Origin of the sequence: Streptomyces sp. URMC 127 (assembly GCF_051386535.1) — a bacterium.
Taxonomy (GTDB): Bacteria; Actinomycetota; Actinomycetes; order Streptomycetales; family Streptomycetaceae; genus Streptomyces.
In genome coordinates, this window is the sequence record NZ_JBPQTW010000226.1 from 1 (window position 1) to 10,787 (window position 10,787).

Annotated in this window: 9 protein-coding genes; 8 read left to right on the forward strand and 1 reads right to left on the reverse strand. The window is 73.0% G+C overall.

Features of this window, described 5'->3' with window-relative positions:
• Positions 1–391: 391 nt before the first annotated feature.
• Positions 392–1,261, reverse strand: coding sequence for a hypothetical protein (locus tag ACSNOH_RS29565; RefSeq protein WP_436724513.1), 870 nt, complete (start codon positions 1,259–1,261; stop codon positions 392–394).
• Positions 1,262–1,779: 518 nt separating this feature from the next.
• Here ACSNOH_RS29565 and ACSNOH_RS29570 point away from each other — a divergent pair.
• The 8 genes from ACSNOH_RS29570 to ACSNOH_RS29605 all read left to right on the forward strand — a co-directional run bounded on the left by ACSNOH_RS29570 (position 1,780) and on the right by ACSNOH_RS29605 (position 10,708).
• Entirely contained in the window at positions 1,780–3,258 is a 1,479-nt protein-coding gene (locus ACSNOH_RS29570) for an FAD-dependent monooxygenase (protein WP_436724514.1), read from the forward strand.
• An 87-nt stretch (positions 3,259–3,345) separates the two neighbouring features.
• Entirely contained in the window at positions 3,346–3,675 is a 330-nt protein-coding gene (locus ACSNOH_RS29575) for a TcmI family type II polyketide cyclase (protein ID WP_436724515.1), read from the forward strand.
• Between the two features lie 34 nt (positions 3,676–3,709).
• Positions 3,710–4,978, forward strand: a complete 1,269-nt coding sequence (locus ACSNOH_RS29580; protein ID WP_436724516.1) for a beta-ketoacyl-[acyl-carrier-protein] synthase family protein — start codon at positions 3,710–3,712, stop codon at positions 4,976–4,978.
• A complete protein-coding gene (locus tag ACSNOH_RS29585) occupies positions 4,975–6,192 on the forward strand; it encodes a ketosynthase chain-length factor (protein ID WP_436724517.1) in 1,218 nt (405 codons plus the stop codon). The genes ACSNOH_RS29580 and ACSNOH_RS29585 overlap by 4 nt, the downstream gene beginning before the upstream one ends.
• Before the next feature lie 68 nt (positions 6,193–6,260).
• Positions 6,261–6,527 (forward strand): acyl carrier protein, encoded by a 267-nt coding sequence (locus ACSNOH_RS29590; protein WP_436724518.1) that lies wholly within the window; start codon positions 6,261–6,263, stop codon positions 6,525–6,527.
• Positions 6,528–6,609: 82 nt separating this feature from the next.
• Entirely contained in the window at positions 6,610–7,395 is a 786-nt protein-coding gene (gene fabG, locus ACSNOH_RS29595) for a 3-oxoacyl-ACP reductase FabG (RefSeq protein ID WP_436724519.1), read from the forward strand.
• 55 nt (positions 7,396–7,450) lie between these two features.
• Entirely contained in the window at positions 7,451–8,395 is a 945-nt protein-coding gene (locus tag ACSNOH_RS29600) for an aromatase/cyclase (RefSeq protein WP_436724520.1), read from the forward strand.
• 3 nt (positions 8,396–8,398) lie between these two features.
• Complete coding sequence (locus ACSNOH_RS29605) at positions 8,399–10,708, forward strand: SDR family oxidoreductase (protein ID WP_436724521.1); 2,310 nt, start codon at positions 8,399–8,401, stop codon at positions 10,706–10,708.
• Positions 10,709–10,787: the final 79 nt, after the last annotated feature.

Here is a 10,787-nt window from a genome sequence, read left to right on the forward strand (position 1 = left end):
CCCCCCACGTCATCGAGACGGCGCGCGTCTGACACGACCCCGCAGCCAAAGAAGGGCCGGTACGGGATCCGTACCGGCCCTTCGACGCGTGCGGCGCGGTGACCGCGAGCCCTTGCCCGCCGCGGGGGGAAGGACGCCCGCACCCCCTCTTCCGCCGCAGCGGCGGCCCGCCCCCGCGGTGCATGCCGGCGGTGCCGTGCCGACCTGAGGCCGGTTCGGCACCGCCGGGCTGCCCGGTGGGGGCGATCGCCGTCGCGGCGGAGGGAATGGGGCGCGCCCCGCGCCCGGGGGTTACGGGCGCCCGCTGCCGCGGCGCAAGGAAGGGGGCGAGCCCAGGGCTGGTGGAGGGCGCCCGCCGTGGCGGCTCCCAGGGCGCCCCTAAACGCTGGGCTCAGCTCACCGCGCTGCCCGCGGGCTCCGCTCCCCGCGCCGCCAGCGTCCGCTGGACGTCCGTCTCGTGGTAGTACGTGCGGCCCGCCCGCGTCCGGCGGCGCCACTGGGACTGGCTGGCGTGGCGGTAGACGCTGCCGGGCGCGATGCCCCACAGCCGGGCGATGTCCGCGGCGCTGATCCACCGCGTCCCCGGCCGGGCCGCGCGCCGGCTCAGCTGCAGCCACTGGTGCCCCAGCCAGTGGTGCGCGGCGTCGGCGTCGCAGGTGATCTCGGCGGGCTCGTGCGGGGCCCGCGCCCGTACCGTCGCGGTCAGCGACCCCGTGCAGCCGGGCTCCACGCAGCCGCCCACCGCCACCTGCCGGGCCGCGTCCGGGTCGATGACCCGCCGGGCCCTGCGCACCACGCGCGCGACCTCCTCGGAGAACTCGCCGGCCGCCGGGTGCGCGGCCAGCCAGCCCACGTGCTGCAGCAGGAAGCGCGAGAGGGCGGCGGCGTCCCGCCGGGGGGCGGCCGCGCCCCGCTCCTGGACCACGAGCGCCGCCCACGCGCCCAGCACGCCCATGACGGCGGCCCGCACGTCGGCCGCCGTGGCGTTGAAGGGCATGCCCGGCAGCGGACCGCCCGAGACCTTCTCCCGCCGCGGCCCGGAGGCCCCCAGCGCGAGCGCGCACTCCTCGTACAGGCCGGGCAGCCGCATCAGCTCCAGGCCCAGCCGCGCCCGGCACGCCGCGCACAGCAGCGCGGGCGCCACCGCGGAGCGCCGGTGCTGCCGGCCGCGCCCGGCCGCCTCCCGCGCCCGGCAGCCCGCCCCGCGGCACGGCACCACGCGCCGAGGGCCGCCTGTCACTGCCCCGTTCACTTCCTGCATGTCTCTTCCCCCATTACGTTCCGGGCCGTCCTCAACCGCGGGGAGAGTCCCCGGCGGGAGCCGTCCGCGCCTGCGGCGGACACGGCCGATACGGCAACGGCCATGGCCGCGAGTCTGCCCGAGAAGGGGCCGGAATCCGCGTTCTTTTACGGGACCACAGCGGATCTTGCCATTCGCTGACATGAGTTCACACTCCCCTGAACAAACGGCACTTGACCCGCAGGGCAGGGGTGAAGAATAGTTTTCGTAACGTCCGCAGAGCTGTCGGGAAATCCCGGTCGCGCGGCGCCGGAAAGCGGCCGCAGCGAGGGAAAGGCGAAAGTAATCGCTCCCGCGAGCGGACCTTGCAATTCTCTGACAGTTTCTCACCAGAGCTTTGAGAAACCGCATCAAACCGCATCTTGACCCATGACGGGAAAGCTGCAGACGCTGATGCCGAAAGCCGCCGGAGTGCTGCCTCCGGCATCCGGCCGCCGATGCGGTTCCGCCAAGGAAAAACCAACTGCAAGGAGAGGTCCATGGACGCTGCGGTGATTGTCGCAGGCGCCGGTCCGGCCGGGCTCATGCTCGCCGGCGAACTGCGGCTCGCAGGGGTGGAGGTCATCGTCCTGGAGCGGCTCGCGAAGCGCACCGGGGAATCCCGCGGGCTGGGGTTCACCGCCCGCACCATGGAGATCTTCGACCAGCGCGGTCTGCTCTCCCGCTTCGGCGAGGTCGAGACCAGCAACGTCGGCCACTTCGGCGGCCTGCCCGTCGACTTCGGGGTCCTGGAGGGCGCCCACCAGGCCGCCAAGTCCGTTCCCCAGTCCCACACCGAGACGGTGCTGGAGGAGTGGGTCACGAGCCTGGGCACCGACCTGCGCCGCAGCCACGAGCTGCTCTCCGTCAAGGACACCGGCGAGGGCGTCGAGGTCGCGGTGCGCGGCCCGGAGGGCGAGCACACCCTCACCGCCCGCTATCTCGTCGGCTGCGACGGCGGCCGCAGCCTGGTCCGCAAGGCGGCCGGCTTCGACTTCCCCGGCACCGCCGCCACGATGGAGATGTTCCTCGCCGACGTCCGCGGCCTCGACCTCGAACCGCGCATGATCGGGGAGACCCTCCCCGGCGGCATGGTGATGGTCGGCCCGCTGCCCGGCGGCATCACCCGCATCATCGTCTGCGAGCGCGGCACCCCGCCGCAGCGCCGCACCACGCCCCCGTCGTACGACGAGGTCGCGGCCGCCTGGAAGCGCCTGACCGGCACCGACATCTCGCACGGCGAGCCCGAGTGGGTCTCCTCCTTCGGCGACGCCACCCGCCAGGTCACCGAGTACCGGCGCGGCAACATCATCCTCGCCGGGGACGCCGCCCACATCCACCTGCCGGCCGGCGGCCAGGGCATGAACACCAGCATCCAGGACGCGGTCAACCTCGGCTGGAAGCTCGCCGCCGTCGTCAAGGGCAAGGCCCCCGCGGGCCTGCTCGACACCTACCACGGCGAGCGCCACCCGGTCGGGCAGCGCCTGCTGATGAACACCCGCGCCCAGGGCCTGCTCTTCCTCTCCGGCCCCGAGGTGCAGCCGCTGCGCGACGTGCTGACCGAGCTCATCGGCTACGAGGAGGTCAGCCGCCACCTGGCCGGCATGGTCTCCGGCCTGGAGATCACGTACGACGTCGGCACCGGCACCCACCCGCTGCTCGGCAAGCGCATGCCCCGCCTGGCCCTGCGCACCGCCGCCGGCCGCGAGACGAGCAGCACCGAGCTGCTGCGCGCCGCCCGGCCCGTCCTGCTCGACCTGGAGGACAACGCCACGCTGCGCGCCCGCGCCGCGGGCTGGGCCGACCGCGTCGACATCGTCACGGCCACCGCGCAGGACGTCTCGGCCGCGAGCGGCCTGGCCGGCACCTCCGCCGTGCTCGTCCGCCCCGACGGCTACATCGCCTGGGCCGCGCCCGGCAGCCACCACGACCTGACCATGGCCCTCGAGCGCTGGTTCGGCAGCCCGCTCGGCGCCTGACGCCCAGCCCGTCACCTCCCGGCCGTCACCTCCCGGCCGTCACCCCCACCGCCCCGCACGCCCCTTGTCCAAGGAGACAGCACCCTCATGCACAGCACCCTGATCGTGGCTCGCATGGAGCCGGGCTCCAGCGCCGACGTCGCCCGCCTCTTCGGCGAGTTCGACGCCACCGAGATGCCCCACCGCATGGGCACCCGCCGCCGTCAGCTCTTCTCGTACCGCGGCCTGTACTTCCACCTGCAGGACTTCGACAACGACAACGGCGGTCAGCTGATCGAGGAGGCCAAGAGCGACCCGCGCTTCATCGGCATCAGCGAGGACCTCAAGCCCTTCATCGAGGCCTACGACCCGGCCACCTGGCGTTCGCCGGCCGACGCGATGGCCACCCGCTTCTACTCCTGGACGGCCGCCAAGTGAAGCCGTCCGCCGACACGATGGGAGGCGACCACTAGTGGGCCGCCGGGTAGTAATCACTGGAATCGGAGTGCTGGCCCCCGGAGGCATCGGCACCAAGAACTTCTGGAGCCTGCTGAGCGAGGGCCGCACCGCGACCCGCGGGATCACCTTCTTCGACCCCTCGCCGTTCCGCTCCCGCGTCGCGGCCGAGGCCGACTTCGACCCCGAGCTGCACGGGCTCACGCCCCAGGAGATCCGGCGCATGGACCGCGCCGCCCAGTTCGGCGTCGTCACGGCCCGCGAGGCCCTGGCCGACAGCGGCCTGGACCTGGCCGGCTTCGACCCGTACCGCGCGGGGGTGACCATCGGCAGCGCCGTCGGCGCCACCACCGGTCTCGACAACGAGTACCGCGTCGTCAGCAACGACGGCCGCCTCGACCTCGTCGACCACACCTACGCGCCCTCGCACCTCTACAACCACTTCGTGCCCAGCTCCTTCGCCGCCGAGGTCGCCTGGGCGACCGGCGCCGAGGGCCCGGCCACGGTGGTCTCCACCGGCTGCACCTCCGGCATCGACTCCGTCGGCCACGCCGTCGAGCTGATCCGCGAGGGCACCGCCGACATCATGATCACGGGCGCCACCGACGCCCCGATCTCCCCGATCACGATGGCCTGCTTCGACGCCATCAAGGCCACCACCCCGCGCAACGACGACCCCGAGCACGCCTCGCGGCCCTTCGACGGCACCCGCAACGGCTTCGTCCTCGGCGAGGGCTCGGCCTGCTTCGTCCTGGAGGAGCTGGAGAGCGCGAAGAAGCGCGGCGCCCGCATCTACGCGGAGATCGCCGGCTACGCCTCGCGCTGCAACGCCTTCCACATGACGGGCCTGCGCCCCGACGGCCGCGAGATGGCCGAGGCCATCACCGTCGCCCTCGACGAGGCGCGGATGAACCCCGAGTCCATCGACTACATCAACGCGCACGGCTCGGGCACCAAGCAGAACGACCGCCACGAGACGGCCGCCTTCAAGCTCAGCCTCGGCGAGCACGCCTACCGCACCCCGGTCAGCTCCATCAAGTCCATGGTGGGCCACTCGCTCGGCGCGATCGGCTCGATCGAGATCGCCGCCTCGGTGCTGGCGATGGAGAACAACGTGGTGCCGCCCACCGCCAACCTGCACACCCCCGACCCCGAGTGCGACCTGGACTACGTCCCGCTCACCGCCCGGGACCACCGCACGGACGCCGTCCTGACCGTCGGCAGCGGCTTCGGCGGGTTCCAGAGCGCGATGGTGCTGGCCCGTCCCGAGAGGAGCCTGGCGTGACCGCCAAGGTAGTCATCACCGGCATCGGCGTCGCCACGCCCAACGGGCTCGGCGTCGACGACTTCTGGGCGGCGACCCGGATCGGCAAGAACGCCATCGGGCCCGTCACCCGCTTCGACGCCGCCCAGTACCCCTCCCGGCTCGCCGGCGAGATCCACGACTTCACGGCCGAGGACCACCTGCCCAGTCGCCTCATCCCGCAGACCGACCGGATGACGCGCCTGGCCCTGGTCGCCGCGGACTGCGCCTTCGAGGACGCCGGCGTCAAGCCCGGCGACATCCCCGAGTTCGACATGGGCGTGGTGACCGCCTCCACCTCCGGCGGCTTCGAGTTCGGCCAGAACGAGCTGAAGAAGCTGTGGAGCCAGGGCAGCCAGTACGTCAGCGCGTACCAGTCCTTCGCCTGGTTCTACGCCGTCAACAGCGGCCAGATCTCCATCCGCAACGGCATGCGGGGCCCCAGCGGCGTCGTCGTCAGCGACCAGGCCGGCGGCCTGGACGCCATCGCGCAGGCCCGCCGCCAGATCCGCAAGGGCAGCAAGCTCATCTTCTCCGGCGGCTTCGACGCCTCGATCTGCCCCTGGGGCTGGGTCGCGCAGATCGCCGGCGGCCGGATGAGCACCAGCGACGAGCCCGAGCGCGCCTACCTGCCCTTCGACGCCGACGCGAGCGGCTACGTGCCCGGCGAGGGCGGCGCCCTGATGATCCTGGAGGACGCCGAGGCCGCCCGCGCCCGCGGCGCCGCCAACGTCTACGGCGAGATCGCCGGCTACGGGGCCACCTTCGACCCCAAGCCGGGCAGCGGCCGCGAGAGCGGTCTGCGCCGCGCCATCGAGACCGCCCTGGCCGACGCGGGCCTGGAGCCCGGGCAGATCGACGTCGTCTTCGCCGACGCCGCCGGCAGCCCCGACCTCGACCGCATCGAGGCCGACGCCCTCAGCGCCGTCTTCGGACCCGGCGGCGTCCCGGTCACCGCGCCGAAGACCATGACCGGCCGCCTGTACTCCGGCGCCGCGCCGGTGGACGTGGTCTCCGCCGTCCTGGCCATGCGCGAGGGCCTGATCCCGCCCACCACGAACGTCACGCTCGCCCCCGAGTACGGCATCGACCTGGTCACCGGCCAGGCCCGGACCGCCTCGGTGCGCGCCGCACTGGTCGTCGCCCGCGGCCAGGGCGGCTTCAACTCGGCCGTCGTCGTCCGCGCCGCCGACTAGGCCCCCGCGGCGGACAGCGCCGTCCGCCGCCCCGACCCCTCACTCACCTGTTCCACGAAAGGACCCGCATGTCCCACCAGGAGTTCGCCCTCGACGACCTCAAGCGCATCCTCCTCGAGGGCGCCGGCGCCGGTGAAGGCGTCGACCTCGACAGCGACATCCTCGACACCGACTTCGAGGAGCTCGGCTACGAGTCCCTGGCCCTGCTGGAGACCGGCGGCCGCATCGAGCGCGAGTACGGCATCGCCTTCGACGACGACGCCTTCGCCGAGAACCGCACCCCGCGCGCCCTGGTCGCGCACGTCAACGACCTGCTGCAGTCCGCCGCGGCCTGACGCCCCGCGCGGACGCCCGCGCCCCTCTTTTTCCACGCTTCCGGACGCCCTTGCCGCGTCCCCACTCTTGGAGCCACCCACCATGTCGCAGCACGAGCAGCGCGTCGCCCTCGTCTCCGGTGCCACCAGCGGCATCGGCCTCGCCGTCGCCCGCCTCCTGGCCTCGCAGAACCACAAGGTCTTCATCGGCGCCCGCAACGCCGACAACGTCGCCGCCACCGTCAAGCAGCTGCAGGACGAGGGCCTGGACGTCGACGGCACCACCCTCGACGTCCGCTCCGGGGAGTCCGTCCACGCCTTCGTCGCGGCCGCCGTCGCCCGCTACGGCACCGTCGACGTCCTGGTCAACAACGCCGGCCGCAGCGGCGGCGGCGTGACCGCCGACATCGGCGACGAGCTGTGGAACGACGTCATCGACACCAACCTCAACAGCGTCTTCCGCCTGACCCGCGAGGTCCTCAACACCGGCGGCCTGCGCGAGAAGAGCCGCGGCCGCATCATCAACATCGCCTCCACCGCCGGCAAGCAGGGCGTCGTCCTGGGCGCCCCGTACTCCGCGTCCAAGCACGGCGTCGTCGGCTTCACCAAGGCCCTCGGCAACGAGCTCGCCCCGACCGGCATCACCGTCAACGCCGTCTGCCCCGGCTACGTCGAGACGCCGATGGCCCAGCGCGTGCGCGCCGGCTACGCCGCCGCCTACGACACCTCCGAGGACGCCATCCTCGACAAGTTCCAGTCCAAGATCCCCCTCGGCCGCTACTCCACCCCCGAGGAGGTCGCCGGCCTGGTCGGCTACCTGGCCTCGGACACGGCCGCGTCCATCACCGCGCAGGCCCTCAACGTCTGCGGCGGCCTGGGCAACTTCTAGCCCCGCCGGCGTCCCGCGCCCCCGTACCCGCACCGTCACCCGAGGAGCAACCAGCATGTCGCAGACCGGCCTGCGCGAGGTGGAGCACGAGATCACGATCTCGGCCCCGGCCGCCGCCGTCTACCGCCTGATCGCCGACGTCGCCAACTGGCCGCGGATCTTCCCGCCCACCATCTACGTCGACCACCTGGAGAAGGGCGAGTCCACCGAGCGCATCCGCATCTGGGCGACCGCCAACGGCGAGGCCAAGAACTGGACGTCGTACCGCACCCTGGACGAGCAGGCCCTCACGATCACCTTCCGCCAGGAGGTCTCCACCCCGCCGGTCGCCTCCATGGGCGGCACCTGGATCATCGAGCCGCTGGACGACGCCACCTCCCGCGTCCGCCTGCTGCACGACTACCGGGCGATCGACGACGACCCCGAGGGCCTGGCCTGGATCGACGAGGCGGTCGACCGCAACTCCCGCTCCGAGCTCGCCGCCCTCAAGACCAACGTCGAACTCGCCCACGCCGCCGAAGAGGTGACCTTCTCCTTCGAGGACACCGTCCAGATCAACGGCTCCGCCAAGGACGTCTACGACTTCATCAACGAGGCGCACCTGTGGTCCGAGCGCCTCCCGCACGTGGCGACCGTCCGCCTGGAGGAGGACACCCCGGGCCTGCAGACCCTGGAGATGGACACCCGCGCCAAGGACGGCTCCACCCACACCACCAAGTCCTTCCGCGTCACCTTCCCCTCGCACAAGATCGCGTACAAGCAGGTCACCCTGCCGGCGCTGATGACGCTGCACACGGGCTACTGGACCTTCGCGGAGAACGAGGACGGCGTCGCCGCCTCCTCGCAGCACACCGTCGTCCTCAACACCGAGAACATCACCAAGATCCTCGGCCCGGACGCCGGCGTCGCGGAGGCCCGCGAGTACGTCCACACCGCCCTCAGCACCAACAGCCGCGCCACCCTCGGCCACGCCAAGGCCTACGCCGAGCAGCGGGCCTGACCCATGGCCCGCACGTACACGGAAACCCAGGTGATCGTGGTCGGGGCGGGACCGGTCGGGCTGCTGCTCGCCGGTGAGCTGCGGCTGGCCGGCGCGGACGTCGTCGTGATCGAGCAGCTCACCGAGCCCACCACCGAGTCCCGGGCCTCGACCCTGCACGCCCGCACCATGGAGATCCTCGACAGCCGCGGGCTGCTCGACGGCCTCGGCGCCGTGCCGCAGGAGACCCGGGGCCACTTCGGCGGACTCCCGCTCGACCTCACCCTTCCCACGCCCTACCCGGGCCAGTGGAAGGTTCCGCAGATCCGCACCGAGGAACTGCTCGCGGAATGGGCGACCGGCCTGGGAGCGGTCATCCTGCGCGGCCACGAGCTGCGCGGGCTGACCGTCACCGGGGACCACGCCGAGGCCGAGGCGGCCACGGACGGCGGGGTCGTACACCTGCGCGCCAAGTGCGTCGTCGGCTGCGACGGCGAGAACAGCGCCGTACGGCGCCTGGGGGGCTTCGCCTTCCCCGGCGCCGGCGCCCGCCGGCAGCTCCTGCGCGCGGACGTGGCGGGCATCGACATCCCGAACCGCCGGTTCGAGCGGCTGCCCGGCGGGCTGGCCATCGCCGCGCGCCGCCCCGACGGCGTCACGCGCGTCATGGTCTGCGACTTCGGCAGCACCGCCGAACCCCGCAGCGGGAACGTGGAGTTCCAGGAGGTCGCCGACGCGTGGAAGCGCGTCACCGGCGAGGACATCACCGGCGGCACGCCGCTGTGGGCCAACGCCTTCACCGACGCCTCCCACCAGGCCGCGCAGTACCGGGACTACCGCCTCTTCCTGGCCGGCGACGCCGCCCACCGGCAGATGCCCATCGGCGGCCAGGCCCTCAACCTCGGCCTGCAGGACGCCTTCAACCTCGGCTGGAAGCTGGCCGCCCAGGTCCAGGGGCGCGGCCCCGACGGCCTCCTGGACAGCTACCACAGCGAGCGCCACGCCGTCGGACAGCGCACCCTGAGCAACATCCGCGCCCAGGCCCTGCTCCTGCTCGGCGGGCCCGAGGTGGACGCCGCCCGCGACGTCATGGGCGAGCTCATCGACGGGCACGAGGAGGTCCGCGCCCACCTCGCGGGCATGATCTCGGGCCTCGACGTGCGCTACGACGTCGGTGCCGGCGACCACCCGCTGCTCGGACTGCGCCTGCCCCACTGGCCGGTGCGGACCGGCGACCCGCAGCACCCGGCCGAGGAGACGACGACGGCGCTGCTGCGGCCGGGAGGCGGCCTCCTGCTGGACCTCACCGGCAACCCCGGCCACGGCGAGCAGCTGCGCTCCGCCGCCGCCCCGTGGTCCCACCTGGTCCGCACCGTCACGGCCCGCCCCACCGACCGCACCCCCGCCGGTGCCACCACCGTGCTGGTGCGCCCCGACGGCCACGTGGTCTGGGCCGCCCCGGCCGGCGGCGCGCCCACCGAGGGCCTCACCCGGGCCCTCACCCGCTGGTTCGGCGAACCGGCGCACCAGACAACCGCTCCAGCCACTCCAGCCACGAACGGGAGAACAGACATGGGCAGCCTCACCGGCAAGACAGCGCTGGTCACCGGCTCCAGCCGCGGCATGGGCCGCGCGACCGCGATCCGCCTGGCCAAGGAGGGCGCGCTCGTCGCCGTCCATTACACCAGCAACGAGGACGCCGCCGCCGAGGTCGTCGCCGCGATCGAGAAGGACGGCGGGCGCGCCTTCGCCGTCCGCGCCGAGCTCGGCGTCCCCGGCGACGTCCACGAGCTCTTCCTCGGCCTGGAGCAGGGCCTCAAGGAGCGCACCGGCACCACCACGCTGGACATCCTGGTCAACAACGCCGGCGTCATGGGCGGCGTGGCCGCGGAGGACACCACCCCCGAGCAGTTCGACCGGCTCTACGCGGTCAACGCCAAGGCCCCGTTCTTCATCATCCAGCGCGCCCTGAAGAACCTCCCCGACGGCGGCCGCATCGTCAACATCTCCTCCGGCCTGACCCGCGTGGCCAACCCCGAGGAGATCGCCTACGCGATGACCAAGGGCGCCGTCGAGCAGCTCGCCCGCCACTTCGCGAAGCTCCTGGGCCCGCGCAACATCACCGTCAACAGCGTCGCGCCGGGCATCACCCGCAACGGCAACCCCGCGTTCGACATCCCCGAGGTCGTCGAGCAGATGGCGGCCCTGTCCGCCTTCAACCGCGTCGGCGAGCCCCAGGACGTCGCGGACGTCGTCGCCTTCCTCGCCGGCCCCGACGCCCGCTGGATCACCGGCGCGTTCATCGACGCCACCGGCGGCACCCTCCTGGGCTGACCCGCCCACCGGCCCCGGCGTGCGTCCCCCGGCACGCCGGTCGCGCAGGCCGGCCGCGGACCTTCCCCCGCGGCCGGCC

Coding starts and splice junctions, on each gene's coding strand:
- ACSNOH_RS29570 (WP_436724514.1), top strand. CDS start 1,780: ATGGACGCTGCGGTGATTGTCGCAGGCGCCGGTCCGGCCGGGCTCATG.
- fabG (WP_436724519.1), top strand. CDS start 6,610: ATGTCGCAGCACGAGCAGCGCGTCGCCCTCGTCTCCGGTGCCACCAGC.
- ACSNOH_RS29590 (WP_436724518.1), top strand. CDS start 6,261: ATGTCCCACCAGGAGTTCGCCCTCGACGACCTCAAGCGCATCCTCCTC.
- ACSNOH_RS29565 (WP_436724513.1), bottom strand. CDS start 1,261: ATGCAGGAAGTGAACGGGGCAGTGACAGGCGGCCCTCGGCGCGTGGTG.
- ACSNOH_RS29600 (WP_436724520.1), top strand. CDS start 7,451: ATGTCGCAGACCGGCCTGCGCGAGGTGGAGCACGAGATCACGATCTCG.
- ACSNOH_RS29575 (WP_436724515.1), top strand. CDS start 3,346: ATGCACAGCACCCTGATCGTGGCTCGCATGGAGCCGGGCTCCAGCGCC.
- ACSNOH_RS29605 (WP_436724521.1), top strand. CDS start 8,399: ATGGCCCGCACGTACACGGAAACCCAGGTGATCGTGGTCGGGGCGGGA.